16 protein-coding genes are annotated in these 17,000 nt (G+C 65.2%); 10 read left to right on the top strand and 6 right to left on the bottom strand.

From position 1 onward, the window contains the following. Positions 1–45 precede the first annotated feature (45 nt). Positions 46–1,827, top strand: coding sequence for a hypothetical protein (locus tag KLP40_RS07705; RefSeq protein ID WP_215593192.1), 1,782 nt, complete (start codon positions 46–48; stop codon positions 1,825–1,827). Between the two features lie 257 nt (positions 1,828–2,084). Here the strand turns inward: KLP40_RS07705 and KLP40_RS07700 are convergent, their stop codons facing one another. Continuing rightward, complete coding sequence (locus KLP40_RS07700; protein WP_215593191.1) at positions 2,085–2,327, bottom strand: hypothetical protein; 243 nt, start codon at positions 2,325–2,327, stop codon at positions 2,085–2,087. 134 nt (positions 2,328–2,461) lie between these two features. On the opposite strand from KLP40_RS07700, the gene KLP40_RS07695 reads away from it, so the two are divergent. From KLP40_RS07695 to KLP40_RS07675, 5 genes are all read left to right on the top strand, one after another. Further along, positions 2,462–3,043 (top strand): RNA polymerase sigma factor, encoded by a 582-nt coding sequence (locus tag KLP40_RS07695; RefSeq protein ID WP_215593190.1) that lies wholly within the window; start codon positions 2,462–2,464, stop codon positions 3,041–3,043. An 83-nt stretch (positions 3,044–3,126) separates the two neighbouring features. Then, positions 3,127–4,344 (top strand): S1 family peptidase, encoded by a 1,218-nt coding sequence (locus KLP40_RS07690; RefSeq protein ID WP_215593189.1) that lies wholly within the window; start codon positions 3,127–3,129, stop codon positions 4,342–4,344. A gap of 201 nt (positions 4,345–4,545) precedes the next feature. Then, on the top strand, positions 4,546–4,800 hold the full coding sequence (locus KLP40_RS07685) for a hypothetical protein (protein ID WP_215593188.1): 255 nt from the start codon (positions 4,546–4,548) through the stop codon (positions 4,798–4,800). 149 nt (positions 4,801–4,949) lie between these two features. Beyond that, positions 4,950–5,165 (top strand): hypothetical protein, encoded by a 216-nt coding sequence (locus KLP40_RS07680; protein ID WP_215593187.1) that lies wholly within the window; start codon positions 4,950–4,952, stop codon positions 5,163–5,165. A 52-nt stretch (positions 5,166–5,217) separates the two neighbouring features. Next, positions 5,218–5,439: a hypothetical protein gene (locus KLP40_RS07675; RefSeq protein WP_215593186.1), complete on the top strand. Its 222-nt coding sequence runs from the start codon at positions 5,218–5,220 to the stop codon at positions 5,437–5,439. A gap of 78 nt (positions 5,440–5,517) precedes the next feature. Here KLP40_RS07675 and treF read toward each other — a convergent pair whose 3' ends face one another. Then, positions 5,518–7,134: an alpha,alpha-trehalase TreF gene (gene treF / locus KLP40_RS07670; protein WP_215593185.1), complete on the bottom strand. Its 1,617-nt coding sequence runs from the start codon at positions 7,132–7,134 to the stop codon at positions 5,518–5,520. A gap of 119 nt (positions 7,135–7,253) precedes the next feature. Continuing rightward, positions 7,254–8,387 carry a PAS domain-containing sensor histidine kinase gene (locus tag KLP40_RS07665; RefSeq protein WP_215593184.1) on the bottom strand — a complete coding sequence of 378 codons (1,134 nt, stop codon included), beginning with the start codon at positions 8,385–8,387 and terminating at the stop codon, positions 7,254–7,256. A 214-nt stretch (positions 8,388–8,601) separates the two neighbouring features. On the opposite strand from KLP40_RS07665, the gene KLP40_RS07660 reads away from it, so the two are divergent. Beyond that, positions 8,602–9,543 carry an SMP-30/gluconolactonase/LRE family protein gene (locus KLP40_RS07660; RefSeq protein WP_215593183.1) on the top strand — a complete coding sequence of 314 codons (942 nt, stop codon included), beginning with the start codon at positions 8,602–8,604 and terminating at the stop codon, positions 9,541–9,543. A gap of 77 nt (positions 9,544–9,620) precedes the next feature. On the opposite strand, the gene KLP40_RS07655 is transcribed toward KLP40_RS07660, so the two are convergent. From KLP40_RS07655 to ettA, 3 genes are all read right to left on the bottom strand, one after another. Further along, a complete protein-coding gene (locus KLP40_RS07655; RefSeq protein ID WP_215593182.1) occupies positions 9,621–10,607 on the bottom strand; it encodes a CgeB family protein in 987 nt (328 codons plus the stop codon). A gap of 217 nt (positions 10,608–10,824) precedes the next feature. After that, positions 10,825–12,312 (bottom strand): amidase, encoded by a 1,488-nt coding sequence (locus KLP40_RS07650; RefSeq protein ID WP_215593181.1) that lies wholly within the window; start codon positions 12,310–12,312, stop codon positions 10,825–10,827. 160 nt (positions 12,313–12,472) lie between these two features. Beyond that, positions 12,473–14,140: an energy-dependent translational throttle protein EttA gene (gene ettA / locus KLP40_RS07645; protein ID WP_215593180.1), complete on the bottom strand. Its 1,668-nt coding sequence runs from the start codon at positions 14,138–14,140 to the stop codon at positions 12,473–12,475. 338 nt (positions 14,141–14,478) lie between these two features. On the opposite strand from ettA, the gene KLP40_RS07640 reads away from it, so the two are divergent. From KLP40_RS07640 to KLP40_RS07630, 3 genes are all read left to right on the top strand, one after another. Beyond that, positions 14,479–15,786, top strand: a complete 1,308-nt coding sequence (locus KLP40_RS07640; protein ID WP_215593179.1) for a DUF349 domain-containing protein — start codon at positions 14,479–14,481, stop codon at positions 15,784–15,786. A gap of 146 nt (positions 15,787–15,932) precedes the next feature. After that, a complete protein-coding gene (locus tag KLP40_RS07635; protein ID WP_019948259.1) occupies positions 15,933–16,154 on the top strand; it encodes a DUF2795 domain-containing protein in 222 nt (73 codons plus the stop codon). A 79-nt stretch (positions 16,155–16,233) separates the two neighbouring features. After that, positions 16,234–16,974, top strand: coding sequence for an ABC transporter ATP-binding protein (locus KLP40_RS07630; RefSeq protein WP_246558703.1), 741 nt, complete (start codon positions 16,234–16,236; stop codon positions 16,972–16,974). Positions 16,975–17,000 lie beyond the last annotated feature (26 nt).

Below are 17,000 nucleotides of genomic sequence, written 5' to 3'. Positions count from 1 at the left end.
ATACTGCCGCTTACTATACCTTCCACCCGCCGCCTGCCTCGCCCTATGCTGTTCCTGATTTCCGGCCTGCTGCTCGCTCTTCTGCTCACGGTGCTGGCCCTGCGCCGGCCCGATGCGCGGCGGCGCGCCCTGCGCCTGGGGGCCGGACTGGGGGCCGTAGCCGGGCTGGGGCTGGCCGCGTTTCCGCCGGCACGGGAGCAAACCGGTCCGCTGCGCCCCACTACGGCCGTGCTGCTCACCCCCGGCTACTCGCCCGATACCCTGCGCGCCCTCCGGCGCCGCCTCGGTTCCGCTGCGCCGGTGTACCGCCTGGGCGGGGCTACCGAAGCGGATACGATTGGGCTGGCCAACCCCGCGGCCCTGGGCCAGCAGCTGCCCGGCCTGCGCCACTTGCACGTACTGGGCCAAGGCCTGGCGGCGGCCGACGTACCCGCCCTGGGTGGTCTGCGCCTGCAGCTGCACGCTGATGCGCCGGCCACCGGCTTTCCACAGGCCGCCTGGGATGCCCAGCCCGAGCTCGGCCAGCCCTGGATCGTGGCCGGGGAGCTGGCCCGGACCGAGAACGAGCCGGTGTGGGTGCGTCTGCGCGCCGCCGGAGCCGTCCGCGACTCGGTGCGGCTGCCGGCGGGCGGGGGCGCGTTTGAGCTGCGGTATACCCCGCGCACCACCGGCCGGGCCGTGTATGGGCTGGAGGCGCGGCAGAACGCCCGGCTGCTGGCGCAGGAGCCGGTACCGGTAGAGGTGCAGGCCTCCCAGCCCCTGCGGGTACTGGTATTGGCCGCCGCGCCGTCGTTTGAGCTGCGGTTTTTGAAGGATTACCTGGCCGCCCGCCAGCACGCCGTGGCGGTGCGCACGGGCCTGAGCCGGGGCCTCACCCAGACCGAGTTCCTCAACCTGCCCAACCCACCCGCCCTGGGGAGCCTCACCCCCGCCCTGCTGGCCCGTTTCCAGGTAATCGTAACCGATGCCGCCTCCCTGGCGGGCCTGGGCGGGGCCGAAGCAGCCGCCCTGCAACGGGCCGTGCAGGAAGGCACCAACGGCGTTCTGCTACTAGCCGACTCGCCTACTGTGCCCCGGCAGCTGCCGGGCGCTAGTGCCTTCCGGGTGCAGGGGCGGTCGGCCGCGGCGGCCACCGTGGCCCAGTCCCTGCGCTGGCCGGCGGCCCCCGCAGCCAAGGCCCTCGTGCCGGCCACCCTGCGGCCGGCGGAAGGGTTGCGCGTACTCATGACCACCGGCCCCGACCGGCAGCCCGTGGCGGCGGCCCGCCCGCTGGGGCTGGGCACGGTGGTGGTGAGCACCATCACCGAAACATTTCCCTGGTCCCTGCAAAACCAGACGGCCACTTACGCGGCCTACTGGAGCCGCCTGCTCACGGCCGCGCGCCCGATGCAGCGGGTAGCCGGCGCCATTCAGGTCCTGAGTTCCTGGCCCCACCCCGCTGCACCCCTCTCCCTGCGCACGGTGGGCACCGGCAGCAACCCGTTGCGGGTGGCCGCTCCCGCTGCCGATACGCTCCAGTTGGCCCAGCGGCCCGATGAGCGGGTGCCGGAATGGGCCACGGCCACCTACTGGCCCGCCACCGCCGGCTGGCACCAGGCCCGAATCGGACGGACGAGCCAGTGGTTTTACGTGTACGATTCCGGTCAGTGGACCGGCCCCCGGCGCCAGGAGTGGCAGCGCGCGGCGGCACTGCTTCCGGCCGGAAACTTCGGCGACGCGGGGTCGGTCCTCACCCTACCTGCCCACCGCACGGCCTGGCCCCGTTGGTGGGGCTACGCCCTGTTTCTGCTGGCGGCCGGCCTGCTCTGGCTGGAAGAGAAGCTGTAAGGAGCCCGAAGCTGATACCGCGCAAGTCTGCTGCCCGACAGTACCCGTTGGAAACCAAGGCGCAGCTGCTTGTCTTTCTTATCGGAAAACGGGCTTTCCGCTTCGCTACTCTCCCGGTCGGCTTACCAGCCTTTCCCGGGTGCAATAGACCCGATACCCGTATCTTGCGGCTTGGCAATTGGCCAAAAAAATAGCCCGGGCTCCGCTGTGCGGAACCCGGGCTATGGCAACTGTGCACCGACCAGGCCGGCGGGCAATTACTTAACCTCCGTGGTAGTGGTGGTGGTAGCCGGAACCTCCGTGGTGGTGGTTTCCGTGGTGGTAGCAGCCGGAGCCATCGTGGTGTCGGCAGTTACAACCGTGGTGTCGGTTACGGTGGTGGTAGCTTCGGGAGCTGTTACTTCCGTAGTAGTGGTGCTTTCAGCCGCTTTCTGCTCGCACGAAGCGAGGGTAGCAGCGAATACAACGGCCAGAGCGGATACCTTCAGGAGGTTCTTCATTGTGGAGGAGAGTTTGAAATTTTTAGTCCGAAAAACGTCGTTCATCCCGGAATCGACCTCAGGTAACCCTGTGTTGAAAAATATATTTTTTACGGGTTACCGAACCGGACCTCACGTATAAAGAAACAAAGCGAATGGGTAAGGGTATTCCTTCCTACACCGATGAGGAGTTTGTGGCGGCCATCCGCCGCGACGACGACCGGGCGCTGGCCCAGCTTTACCGGCTGCATTTTCCTATGATTTCGCACTACGTGCTGCAAAACAGCGGCACCGAGGACGAAGCCAAGGACGTGTACCAGGAGGGCGTAATGGTATTTTATGAGAAGGTCCGTGACGGCTCCCTGGAGCTCAGCTGCCAGATCAAAACCTACCTCTACGCCGTGTGCCGGCGCCTTTGGCTTAAGCGGCTCACCGAGAAAACCCGCTTCGACGGCCGCCTCGACGACCACGAGCCCTTCCTCGAAACCGGGGCCGAGGCCGACCTGGAGCTGGCCGAGGAACGGGACCGGCAACTGGGCACCATGGCCCAGGCCCTGGACCTGATCGGGGAACCTTGCCGCTCGTTGCTGGAAGGATTTTACCTGCTCGATAAATCGATGCAGCAACTCACGGCGGAATTCGGCTACACCAACGCCGACAATGCCAAAAACCAAAAATACAAGTGCCTGGTCCGGCTGAAAAAACTCTTTTTTACCCAGTACCAGGAGCTTACTTAGACATGGGATAATGAGAAGTGAGCCGACGTTCTGCTGATATCAGCGCCACTTGAACATCGTCTCCTATCTCACTTCTAGCAGATATGAAAACCGAAGCTGACTACTACGCGCTGTTTGAGGCCTACCGGGCCGGCAAGCTGGCCGAGGCCGAGCGCTCCGCGCTGGAGCACCGCCTCGCCGCCGACCCGGAACTGGCCCGGCGCCTGCGCGAATTCGAGGACCTGACCGGTACGCTCACGGCCTACGGCCGCCGCCTGGCCCTGCGCCGCCGCCTGCAGGCCATCCACGCCGATATGGAAGCCAACGTGCCGCTTGAGGCGCCGGCTGCCGGGCCGGCACCGCGCCTGCCCCTGGCCAAAGTGGCTGAGGAAGATGAGCGTCGGGAGCAGTTTGCCGCCGGCCGCGCCCCCCGTCCCATGTTACGCATTTCCCGCACCGAGGAAAAGCTGCGCGCCTTCTGGCAGAGCCACCGCGCCACCATGATGGTAGCCGCCGCCGTGGCCGTGCTGGCCGTATTTGCGACCCTGCTGGGCCTGGAAATGTACCGCACCGCTCAGAAACCTTCCCTCTACGGCTACACCGTGCTGCGCCGGGAAGTGGAGCGCATCAAGCGCGACCAGCGTAGCATGAACCGCACCCTCACCCAGATTGACGCCACCCAGCCCGGGGAGCGCAACAACCCGGGCAAATTCAGCGGCACCGGCTTTGCCCTCACCGCCGACGGCTACTTGGTAACCAGCTACCACGTAATCCAGGGCGCCGATTCGCTGCTGATTGAGAACCGCGCCCGCCAGCGCTTCCGCGCCGAGCCCGTGTTCACGGACGTGGCCCACGACCTGGCGATTCTCCAGATCAAGGACAAGGACTTCAGCGGTTTCGGGCGGCTGCCCTACGCCTTTAAGCGCGGCGAATCGGACCTGGGCGAGAAGGTGTACACCCTGGGCTACCCCCGCGAAGACCTCGTCTTCAACGATGGCTCCCTGAGCGCCCGCTCCGGTTTCGAGGGTGATACGGGCTTCTACCAGGTGAGCATTCCGGTAAACCCCGGCAACTCGGGTGGCCCCCTGCTCGACGACCGTGGCAATCTGATTGGCGTGGTGAGTGGCCGGCAGGTGGACGTGCAGAGCGCGGCCTTCGCTACCAAATCCTCCTACCTCATGCGGCTGGTGGACTCGCTGAGCGCGGCCGGAGCCGGCCAGCCCTACAACCTGCCCCGGGGCAACCAGCTCAGCGGCACTTCACGGCCCCAGCAAATTCGCAAGCTCCAGGACTACGTGTTCGTGGTGAAGGTGTACGAATAAGCCGCCGCAGGCGCGGCCGTGCTTTTCACCGCCCTGCTGCCTCGGCGGCGGGGCGGTTTTTTCTTTGCGGGCGAAGAATTTCTGACTTCTTTGCGGGGTCGGGTATCAAAATCAGCCGGATTCCGTAAGGAAGTCCGTCCGGCCTGGTGCCGTCCGATCCACTTGGCTTCATTTTCAATTCTGACGCTCCCATCTCCGATTATGAGCAACCAACTCTCCTCCGAAGTAGAAAAAATTCTTCCCGAAGACATCATCAACACCCTGCAGAGCGCCTACGGCGTGTTCAAGGGTGAGCAGGACCAGTTCGACGATATGCTGAAGCACGGTGGCGCGCTGCTACGCAAGGCCTCGCGGCGGTTTACCACCACGCAGCTTATCATTGGCATTGCCGTGGTAGCCAGCGTGGCCGTATTCGCCGCCGCCAAAACGGCTGATTCCGCCAGCACCGAAGCGTAACACGTTCGACGCAAGGCTCTCTACCGGCCTGCCTAACCCTCTCCCTGACCGGAGAGGGTTTTTTTATGGTTAATTTTCACTTTATCATTTTAACAATAATTTATTTGACTTATACTTGCACAAAGACAACAAAAAATTCGATTTGATCTATGAAACTTCGCCTACCCTCCCTCCTGACCCTGGCGGCCCTACTCGCCACCGAAGCCTGCCCGGCCGCTGCCGCTCCGGCTCCTGTTGTTCCTGCCCCGGCAACGATGACTTATCCGGGTACGGTCGTGGCCACCAGCAGCGCCGGCTGGGGCAAAATCAAGCGCAAAAAACGCCGCCGCGCCGCTTACCAGCGCCTGCGCAAACGGCACCGCTAACCAGGCCTTTGTCACCGCTTATCTCTTTTGTCTGTTAGTATTTCTCTGTCCCATGAAAAACGCTATCGTCTTCCTCCTTGTGCTGGGCACCACCAGCCTGCTGGCCGCCACCCCGTCGCAGGCCACCACACCCGACCCCTCCGCGACCAAAGCCGGGAAGGTCAAAAAAGCCCGCAAACACACGGGGCTGCTGGCCAAAGCCCAACAGAAGCAGGCCAAAAAGCAGCGTACGGCTTACGCGCGCGCCCTTGAGCGCAACGAGCTGTTCCGCTAGCTGCACCGTTCCGACAAGCGGCCCCTGCCCTCTGGGCTCGAATGGCCCTGTTTTCGGGACTGGGCACCGCCGCAACGGTTACCGTTGGGAAGCGGGGACAGTACGCAGAAAATCCAGCAGCACCCCGTTGGTCCAGCCGAAGCCATCCTGCAAGGGGTATTCGCCGCCGCCGCCCAGCACGGCGGGGTTCTCCACGTCGTACTTCTCCATCAGCTTGCCGGTCTGCCGAAACACCTGCTCGTTGAGCCCGGTCCAGCGGCCGACGATGGTCTGGGCCAGCTCCGTGGCTCCGTAGCGGCGCAGGCCCGTGACGGCCAGCCATTGCAGCGGGGCCCAGGCATTGGGGGCATCCCACTGCTGACCAGTGGTAGTAAGCGTCGTGACGAGGCCGCCGGGACGCAGAAAGTCCCGGCGCAGGCCGGCGGCCACGTCCCGGGCCTGGCTCCGGGAAGACACGCCCACCGTGAGCGGCACCACCCCGGCCAGGGTGCGCACCGGTGCCGGCTGCCGCCGTACCCAGTCGTAATCCACGAACCAGTCGGCCTTACTGTCCCAGCAGTAGCGGCGGATGGCCCGGCGCCGGGCCCGGGCCCGGGTCTCGAGTTGCTGAGCCAGAGCCGACTCCTGGCGCAGGCGGCTGGTGTGGGCCAATTGTACTTCCACCTCGTAGAGCAGGCAGTTCAAATCCACGGGCACCAGCTCCGTGGTCCGGATTGACTCCAGGCCCTGGCCGGGCCGAAACCAGCGGCTGCTGAAATCCCAGCCCGAGGCGGCAGCGGCGCGCAGGTTGCGGTAGAGCTCGGCGGCCGGGCGGCCGGTGGCGCGGGCGGCCAGGGCCACATCTTCCTGGTACGATTCTTCCCGGGGCTCGGTGCTCTGGTCCCAGTAGCGGTTGAGCAACGTGCCGTCGGGCAGGCGCACCACGCTGCGGGCGGCGGCCCCGGGCGCCACGGAATCGGCGTCGGCCATCCAGAACCGGTATTCGCGCAGCAGGGCCGGGTGGTAGGCCAGGCGCACCGAATCGGCGGCGGCGGGGCGGGTTTGCAGGCCGGCCAGCAGCGTCACCATGCGCCCGAAAAACGGTGGCTGGGAGCGGGTGAGATAGTAGGTGCGGTTGCCGTTGGGAATGAAGCCGTAGCGGGTTATCAGGTAGGCGAAGTTCTCCACCATGCCCCCGATCAGCTCGGGACGGCCACTTTCGCGCAGGCCCAGCATGGTGAAGTAGGAATCCCAGTAGTACACCTCCCGGAAACGCCCGCCCGGCACCACGTAAGCCTGGGGCAGCGGCAGCAGCGACGAATACGGACTTACCGAATCCTGGCCCGGGCGGCGCAGCACCGTCCAGAGCGTATCGAGGTGGTGGCGCAGGCCGGCGGCTACGTGGGTGCGGTAGGTGGGGCCGGTGGCGGCCGGCAACCGGAAATAGGCCTCCACGAAGTCGCGCAGCCGGAAATTGGGTTCGTCCTTGAGCTGGGCGTAAGCAGCCAGAATCACGGCCGGCTCCTGACGGGGCTCCGCATCCACGAACGTTTTGTTGTCGGGAAACACGCGCCCCAGCTGCACGGCCTCGAACAGGCCCGGGAACAGCTGCCGGGGCGAGGCCGGCCGCGGCACGGACGGCGCCGTGGGGGTTTGGGCCGGCAGGGAAAGCGAAAGCAGAAGCCCGGTGAGCAGCAGTAAGGGTCGGAGGATCATGGCGCAGAAGGCAGAAGGACGGAGTATAGAAAGCATACGCACTTTTCGCGCCCCGGGCTACCCGGATGGCCCGCGCCCGCCCAACGACGACCATTGCCGCGGCCCGGACGGCGCTTCCCTTAGCCGGCCGGTGCCGGGCGGGGCAGGCGGATAAAGAAGGTGGTGCCCGCGCCCTCGGTGCTCTGACAGGAAATATGGCCGTGGTGCAGCTCCACGATGGTTTTGATAATGGACATTCCCAGCCCGGTGGTCCGCTCCCCGCGCAGGCCGGGCCGACGGGCGGGCGTAAACCGCTCGTAGAGGTGGGGCAGCAGCGCGGCCGGAATGCCCACGCCATCGTCGGATACGCGCACCTCAACCTCGGTTTCGGTTTCTGCCAGCCCCACCCTGATCTGGCCGCCATCGGGGGTAAACTTGAGGGCGTTGGATATCAGGTTGTTCATCACCTGCATGAACTTGTTATTGTCCAGGTGCAGGTACATGGCGGGCTGGGCGGGCTCGAAGTGAAACTGCCGGCTCAGGCTCGCTTCGGCCCGCTGGTATTCCTCCAGCATTTCGCGCAGCCCCGCCACCAGATCCACCCGCTCCCGGCGCAGGACCACGTTGGAAGACTCCATAAACTCGTGGTCGACAAAATCATGGATCAGGGTGATGCTGTCCTGACAAGTGGATTTCATCATCCCCAGCAGCTGCTCCAGCTTCTGGTCGTGCAGGGGTTCCACTTTATCGGTCACGAAATCCGTGAGCTGCTGCATCATGGCGAAGGGCCCGGCCAGATCGTGGGCCAGAATTTCGAGCGTGGCGTTCTTCTTCTTGTTGAAGCGGGCTGCGTTGTCGAGGTATTCGCGCAGCGGCGTCTGATCGAGGACGGAGCCGCTCAGGTAGGTCTGCCCCGGGGCTTGCTCGGCCCGGGCCACCGAAACCGATAGCCACTGGTCTGCCCCTTCGGGCCCGCGCCGGAGCCGCAGCTCCACTGCCTCCAGGTAGCCGCTACGCAGCAAGTGCTGGAAGCAGCGGGCGGCGTACGGCTGGTCGTCGGGGTGCACGCGCGCCAGCACGGCGGCCAGGGCGGCCGCTGCCGCCTCCCCCGGCCCCATGAGCACATCGGCGGCCGCCCCCAGCAGGGCCGCGCTGGCCGGGCTCACGTAAGTGAGGCGCTGGGCTTCGAGGTGAAATACAAAAAACAGCTGCTGACCCTGCTCCAGCAGCGGCCGGAGCAGGGCAATGGCAGAGGGCGTGAGGGTAGCATCCATAAAAGCCGCAGAAATAAAATTCGGGAAGAAAAAAACCAACGCGGCGCCGCCCGACCAGCCGCCGCCAAATGTCATCATCGGCTCAGGGGGTAAGGTAGTGCCGATCAGGTTTACCAAGCAACTGCCGATGGCCGCCCGGGCAAGAGCCCCGGGTGGTGCAACCTCGCGCCCACCCGCGCTACCTTGCTGACGTATAGCCTTAATTTTCCTCCTGATGAGTGCTTCCCGACTCCTGCTGGTGCGCGCCACCGCTTGTCTGACGCTGCTGGCCGGAGCCTGCGCGCCCCGTACCACCACTCCGGTAACGGAGGCAGCCTCCGCCAGCCCCGTAGCGGCGGGCGCTACGCCCCGGCTGGTGGCCCGGCAGTTCAGCTTCACCGAAGGTCCCGCCCCCGACCGCGCCGGCAACGTGTACTTCACCGACCAGCCCAACAACCGGATCTGGCGCTACGACTTCGGCAGCCAGCAGCTGAGCCTGTTCCTGGAGCCGGCCGGCCGCGCCAACGGCCTTTATTTCGACGGACGCGGCAACCTGCTGGCCGGCGCCGACAACCGCAACGAGCTCTGGTCCATTGCCCCCGACAAAACCGTTACGGTACGGGTGCGCGACGCGGGCGGGCGCCGTCTCAACGGCCCCAACGACCTGTGGGTGAATCCCCAAACCCAGGGCCTCTACTTCACCGACCCCTACTACCAGCGCCCCTACTGGACCCGCCAGGCCCCCGACAGCCTGCTCGGCGGCCGCCGGGTGTATTACCTCGCCCCCGGCCAGACCCAACCCGTGGCCGTGGCCGACGGCCTTCGCCAGCCTAACGGCCTCATCGGCACCCCCGACGGCCGCCAGCTCTACGTAGCCGACATCGAGGGCAACCAAACCTACCGCTACGACATCGGGCCCGACGGCCGCCTCGGCAACCGCCAGCCCTTCGTGGCCCAGGGCTCCGACGGCATGACCCTGGACCGGGCGGGCAACGTGTACTTGACCGGCGAGGGCGTGACGGTCTACAGCCCCGCCGGTCAGCTGCTGGCCCGCATTCCGGTGCCCGAAAAATGGACCGCCAACGTCTGCTTCGGCGGCCCCGACCGCAAAACCCTGTTCATCACGGCTTCCGAAGGCGTATACCTGCTCGCTATGCGGGTAGCCGGGGCGCAGTAACGCTGCCACCAGCCGCCGCTTTTCGCCGCCCGGCGGCCGGGCCTTGCCCTGGGCAAGGTGCTCCGGGAGAATCGCCCTTAGTCCAGCCCGGCCACGGTCAGCAGCTGCTGCATGCGTTGGGGGTAGGTATGGTCGCGCAGGGTGCGCTCCAGGGCGGCCTCGGCCACGGCGGCCCGCTCGGCGGGCCGGGCCAGCCAGTGGGTGAGCAGCTCGGGCAGCTCCTGGCTGTGGCGGTACAGCACAATTTCCTGGTCGGGGACGTAGAGCTCCGGGATTTCCTCTTTCCAGTCGCTCACCTGGAAGCTCCGGCAGCCGCTGGCTTCAAACAGGCGCGGATTCACGCCATAGTCCCAGCGCCCGTACCAGGTGTGCAGGTTCAGCACCACGCGAGCCTCGTTGAAGGCCACGGCCATTTCGGCAGGGGTGAAATACCCCTGCTGAATGAAATGAGGCAGCAGGGGCGAGTTTTTGGGAATCACGCGGCGCCAGGGTCCCATCAGGGCAACTTTATGGTGCTGCACCAGTTCCAGGAGCACCTTTTCGCGGATGGTGTGCCAGTCACCGGCGAATACGATGTCGTATTTTTTGTCGGCGGCGGGCAGCGGGCGGTGCGTGTCGGGGTCGATGCCCACCGGCAGGAAGTGTACGTGGCGGGCGCCCTGGTCGCGGTAGGCAGCGTGGGTGCCGCGGCTGTTGGTGAAAAAATGGTCGTACTCCGCTACCGGAATATGCTTGGTGCCCAAATCGAACGGGTCGTTCAGCCACCAGCACAGCACCGGGATGCCCCACTCGCGGAGCTGGCGGAGCGTGGCCGCGTCGTGCGTCTTGCCATAAATAGTGAGGAATGCGTCCGGCTTTTCCGTTTTGGCCAGCGCCAGCACCAGGCGGTTTTTGCGGGCCAGAAAGCGTTTAAAGCTGATTTTCTCGCGCAGCCGGTCCAGCTGATCTTCCCGCTCGTGGTTGAACACCACCACCTCGTGGCCCAGCTCACGCAATGCCTTTTCGACGAAGTACCCCATCGGAATGGTGCGGGTATGACCGGGGATAGAAAGCAGTATTTTCATAACGAAGCAGAAGCGCCACTCAGTAGCAGGCGCCGCGAAATACGCTACTTTCCGCCACATCTGCGGCCATCGGGCCCGGCCTAGCCAGCTAATTATGGTCGAGGGAGCCGCGCTGGTGCCCGGCGGGATGCCGTTTTCCCAGCCCAGCGGCGGCGGCCGGCCCCGGACGACTGCGGCCCCCGGCTCATCGGCGCCGGGGAGGCTATTGGGAAGGCTTTCAGAGCACCGGCCGCTTACTGAACCACGGCTGGGCTTGCTCCAGCTGGCCGGCCAGACGCAGCAGCACGTCCTCGGCTCCCAGCGGAGCGATGAACTGCACGCCGCAGGGCAGGCCGTCGGCGGTCCAGTGCAGGGGCACCGACATGGCAGGCTGGCCGGTGAGGTTGGCGACCTGGGTGTAAGGTGTTTTTTCGAGGCTCTGCTCGGCCAGCTGCTCCACCAGACCCGAGCGGCGAATCAGGCCGCCCAGCCCAAAAGTGTTCACCAGCTTCAGCAGCAGTTGCTCGGTGGGCCTGGGCTGCAGCTCGCCAATGCGCACCGGCGGCACGGCCAGGGTGGACGTGAGCAGCAGGTCGTAGGTTGCATGAAAACGGCCGAAGCGGCGGGCGCTGTCGTTCCAGGTGTGGCGGGCGGCGGCGAAGTCGGCGGCGGAATAGGTGCGGCCCAGCAGCCCCAGCAGCCAGGTGGTGGGCTCCACGTCGGCGGGGCGGGCGGGGCGGCCCAGGTGCTGGCTCAGGGCGGCGATACTCGCCCCGGTTTCGCCGAAGTAAAGCATCAGAAAGGCCCGGGCCACGGCCTGGCCGTCGAAGGGCAGCGGCACCTCTTCTACGTGGTGGCCCAGGCTTTCGAGCAGGCGGGCGGCCTCGCGCACGGCGGTGGCGCACTCCGGGTGCAGGGGCTTATCGAGGGGATGGCCCAAGCTGAAACCGATGCGCAGGCAGCCGGGCGGGCGGCTGACTTCGGCCAGGTAAGGCCGGGTGGGCGGGGGCAGGAAGTAGGGCGCGCCGGCGTCGGGGCCGCCGGTGGCATCGAGCAGGGCCGCGCTGTCGCGCACGGAGCGGCTGAGTACGTGCTCCACGGCCGCGCCCTGCCACTTCTCGCCCTGCTCGGGGCCGGTAGGGTTGCGGCCCCGACTGGGCTTGAGCCCGAACAGGCCGCAGCAGGCGGCCGGAATCCGGATGGAGCCGCCCCCGTCGCCGGCCCCGGCCACCGGAGCTATGCCCGCCGCCACGGCCGCCGCCGCCCCGCCGCTGGAGCCCCCGGGCGTGTGGCTCAGGTTCCAGGGGTTGCGCGTCGGACCGAATAAAGCGGGCTCCGTGACGCCCATGAGGGCAAATTCGGGGGTGTTGGTTTTGCCCAGGATGTTGAGGCCCGCCGCCTGCCAGCGCTGCACCAGCGCAGCATCCTGTTCCGGCACGAAGCCCCGCAGCGCCCGGCTCCCGGAGGTGTGGGGCACGCCCGCGTACTGGGCCCCGAAGTCCTTGAGCAGAAACGGCACCCCGCCCAGCGGCCCGGCCGGCAACCCCGCCGCGGCCCGGGCGCGGGCTTCGGCGTACAGGGGCCGTACCACGGCGTTGAGCGCGGGGTTCACGGCCTCGGCGCGGGCTACGGCGGCGGCGCACAGCTCGGCGGCCGTGACCTGGCCCCGGCGCACGAGGTCGGCCTGGGCGAGGCCGTCGAGTTGGTCGTATTCGGCAAAGGTCATGGGCGGGGGGAGGTTTGGGGCCGTATGTTAGCCAAAAGAACGTCATCCTGACGAAGGAAGGATCCTTTCTCCGAAAAACGACAATCGTACAAACGACTCGTTTTTCGGGAAAAGGATCCTTCCTTCGTCAGGATGACGTTCTTTTACCAGGAATCAGCCGCTAGCCCAGGCTGCGGTAACGCACGCGCTTGGGCTCCACGTCGCCGAGGCGCTTGCGCTTGGCTTCCTCGTAGTCGGAGAAGTTGCCTTCGAACCAGACCACCTGCGAGTCGCCCTCGAAGGCCAGGATGTGGGTGGCCAGCCGGTCGAGGAACCACCGGTCATGGCTGATAATCACGGCGCAGCCGGCAAAGTTCTCCAGCGCGTCTTCCAGGGCCCGGATGGCATTCACGTCCAGGTCGTTGGTGGGCTCATCGAGCAGCAGCAGGTTGGCGCCCTGCTTGAGCGTGGTGGCCAGGTGCACCCGGTTCCGCTCCCCGCCCGAGAGGCTGCCGACTTTCTTTTCCTGGTCGCCGCCGCGGAAGTTGAAGTTGCTCACGAAGGCCCGCGAGTTTACCTGGCGGCCGGCCAGCAGCATGGTTTCGGTGCCGCCCGAAATGGTTTCGAACACCGATTTGTTGGGCTCCAGCGTGTCGTGCTGCTGGTCCACGTAGGCCGTCTGCACGGTGGGGCCCACCACGAACGTGCCCGCATCGGGCTGCACCTGGTCGGTGATGAGGCGGAAGAGGGTGGTTTTGCCGGCCCCGTTCGGCCCGATGATGCCCACGATGCCGCCCTGGGGCAGCGAGAAGCTCAGGTTCTCGAACAGCAGCTTATCACCGAACGACTTGGTCAGGCCCTCGGCCTCAATTACCTGAGCGCCCAGGCGCGGGCCGTCGGGAATGAAGAGCTCGAGCTTCTGCTCCTTTTCGCGGGAGTCCTCGTTCACCATCTTGTCGTAGCCGGCGAGGCGGGCCTTGCTCTTGGCTTGGCGGGCCTTGGGGGCCATGCGCACCCATTCCAGCTCGCGCTGCAGGGTTTTCTGGCGCTTACTCTCGGTTTTTTCCTCCTGCGAGAGGCGGTTGGACTTCTGCTCGAGCCAGGAGCTGTAGTTGCCTTTCCACGGAATACCCTCGCCCCGGTCGAGCTCCAGAATCCAGCCGGCCACGTTGTCGAGGAAGTAGCGGTCGTGGGTAACGGCAATGACGGTGCCTTTGTACTGCTGCAGGTGTTGCTCCAGCCAGAGCACCGATTCGGCGTCGAGGTGGTTGGTGGGTTCGTCGAGCAGCAGCACGTCGGGCTCCTGGAGCAGCAGGCGGCACAGGGCCACCCGGCGCTTCTCCCCGCCCGAGAGGTTGCCGATGATGGCATCCTCGGGGGGCGTGCGCAGGGCATCCATGGCGCGCTCCAGCTTGTTGTCGAGGTTCCAGGCGTCGAGCTGGTCGAGGCGCTCCTGCACCGTGCCCTGGCGCTCGAGCAGCTTGTCGAAATCGGGGTCTTCGCCGCCGAAGGCTTCGTTGATTTCCTCGAATTCCTTGAGCAACGCTACCGTTTCGGCCACGCCTTCCTCAATCACCTGGCGCACGGTTTTGGCCGCATCCAGCTGGGGCTCCTGCTCCAGGTAGCCCACCGAGTAGCCCGGCGACCACACCACGTCGCCCTGAATCTGCTTGTCGAGGCCGGCAATGATTTTGAGCAGGCTCGACTTACCCGAGCCGTTGAGGCCGAGCACCCCGATTTTGGCCCCGTAGAAAAACGAGAGGTAAATGTTTTTAAGAACCTGTTTCTGGGGCGGGTACACTTTCGTTACCCCGGCCATCGAGAAAATAATGGTAGGTTGGTCGCTCATGGGAAGGGAGACTGAAAAAACGGCTTAGGTAGAAGGTAAGAGTGGAGGGCCGGCCCCCGGACCGGCCTTGCGAGTTGCGTCCCGATTTTTATTTTGCGTAACCATGGGGCCGGGCGCCCCCGCCGCCGAACCGCCGGGGCGGCCCGTTCGTAGCTGCTGACAGCGGCGCGGGCTCCCCCCGGCACGTTGGTGGCGGGAGGCCGCTGACCAAAGGTAGGCACCGGCTGCCAACATTGCACGCCCCGGGCAAGCGCCATAATTAGCGCACAACCCGTAAACTTGTACATCTTTCCGGTCTGAACCCCTCCTTTCCACCTATTCGCTCCCACTATCTGATTATGGACTCACAAGACCACTTGCTGGCCGAAGCCCGCCGTTATGGCTACATCGAGGGCGACCAGGTGTGGCTTCGCCCGCTGCTCGATCTGCCCGCCCGTCAGGTGGGCCAGGTCAAAGACTCCGCTGACGCCTCCCTGATTTACTTCGCCCAGCGCTTTTCCCTCTTCCGCGCCAAGGTGGAAGACCTGCTCCAGAAAATTGAGGAGTCGGAAAATAAGGGCTCCTTCCTGATGAAGGCCCTGCACCTGCGCGGGCTGGTGGGCAGCTACGACGCCTTAGGCGACTTTGCCAGCCTGCACCAGCGCCTGACTGAGGCCGAGCAATCCATTAACCTGACCATCGGCCGCAACCGCGAGAAAAATTTGGCCACCAAGCTCGGCCTGATTCAGGAAGCCGAGGCCCTGCGCGACACCTACGACTGGCAGGAAGGCACCGAGAAGCTCAAGGACCTGCGCCAGGGCTGGATCAAGACCGGCCCCGTGGAAAAGCACCTCGTGGATGACCTGGAAGCCCGCTTCCAGGCCGCTACCGACGAGTTTTTCGCCCGCAAAAAGGAATTTGTGGCCGAGAAAAAGGCCATGACCAACCGTGTCTACGACCAGTACAAGGACCTGATTCACAAATCGGAGGCCCTGCAGAACTCTAACGAGTTCGAGGACACGACCCGCAAGCTCAAGCAGCTGCAGCAGGCCTGGAAGGAAATCGACGGCACGCTGCCCCGCAAGCAGGCCAACGACCTGTGGACCCGTTTTCGGGCGGCGCACAACCACTTTTTTGAGCGCCTGAAGGTGCACATCGAAACCAAGAAGCGCCAAGAGCAGACCACGCCCGGCTTCGGCAGCGGCGAAGACAACCTAAGCCGCAAGCGGGCCCTGGTGGCCGAGGCCCAGGCCCTGCTCAAGCGGCCCATGTCGGAGGCCGTGACGCGGGCCAAGGAGCTGCAGGCGGCCTGGAAGAAGGTAGGCCCCGTGCGCGGCGAGGAATCGGACCGGGTGTGGGAACAGTTCATTCTGGCCTGCGACAAGGTCTTCGAGATGAGCGCCCTGGAGCACTACATGCGCAAACGGCAGCCCACGGCCGAGCCCGGCGACCCGACCGACCAGACGACGCTGCGGATTCAGGCCCTGCGGGAGTTCATCAAATACGACCAGCAGGAGCGCGACGTGCTGACCGACAACCTGGACAAGCTCAGCGAGTCGGCCGCCAATGATGCCTTCCGGAGCATGCTACAGGGCAAAATCCGGGCCTTCGACCGGAAAATACGTACCAAGAACGACCTGATTGCCATGTACCAGCAACCGCAGTAGGTTCGTTCAACCTTGCAGCGTATTTTACGTTGGCGTCAGCAGGATGCAACCCCGGAACGGTAATGGTGTCATGCCCTCATCATCGGCCGGATTTTTGCTGACGACGCTTCAACTTTTGACCACTTTTTTTAGTACCCCTCACGACTATGTACTGGACTCTGGAACTTGCTTCATACCTGGAAGATGCCCCCTGGCCTGCCACCAAGGATGAACTTATTGATTACTCTATCCGCTCGGGTGCCCCCATGGAAGTGGTAGAAAACCTACAGGCTCTGGAAGACGACGGTCAGCCCTACGAAAACATCGAGGAAGTATGGCCCGACTACCCGACCAAGGAGGACTTCATGTTCAACGAGGACGAGTACTAGAAGTCAGAACTGAGACAGCAGATCTGAGAGCTGAGACTATGTTCCGGTAGCCGGCTTTTCACACGTCATCTCAGTTCTCATGTCTAATTTCTCAGTTCTATCAATACACAACCTGATTGCGGGGTACGGACGACGAGTCCTGCTCCGCAATTTGTGTTTTACGGTGCCCGAGGCGGCCTTTGTGGCCGTGATTGGGCATAACGGCTGCGGCAAAACCACCCTGCTCCGGGCCCTCACCGGCCAGCTGCCCTACGAGGGCACGGCCACCGTGCGGGGCCAGGACCTGCGCACCTTGCACCGGCCGGCGGCCAGCGGGTTGCTGGCCCACCTGCCCCAGCGGGCCAGCGTGGAGTTTTCCCTGCCGGTTCGGGAGCTGGTGGTCATGGGCCGCTTCCGCCACCACCGCTTCCTGGGCGCCTATTCCCCCCCCGATTACGCCCTGGCCGATGCGGCGCTGGCCCAGGTAGGGGCCGCCCACCTCGCCCACCGGGATTTTACCTTGCTCTCCGGAGGCGAGCAGCAGCTGGTGTGGCTGGCTCAGCTCAGCCTCCAGGACGCGGCCCTCTACCTGCTCGACGAGCCCACCCAGCAGCTCGATGTGTACTACCGCCGCCGGGTGTTCAGCCTGCTGCAACGCTGGGTGCGGGAAGACCACAAAACCGTGCTCTGCATCACCCACGACCTCGATAACCTCGCGGAGCTGCCCGGCTACCTGCTCAACCTCTCCCGCCCCGAGCCCCAACTCCAGCCGTTATCCGCCGCTCTGGTCGCCACCGAACGCGCTTTCCTGGAAAGCGAGGAGAGTTTGAGGGGCAGGTGAGGAGATGAAAAGAACTGTCATCCTGA

It is taken from the genome of Hymenobacter piscis, assembly GCF_018760735.1.
Lineage (GTDB): Bacteria > Bacteroidota > Bacteroidia > Cytophagales > Hymenobacteraceae > Hymenobacter > Hymenobacter piscis.
The sequence above is the reverse complement of the archived record's forward strand: the minus strand, read 5'-3'. Positions and strand labels throughout refer to the sequence as shown.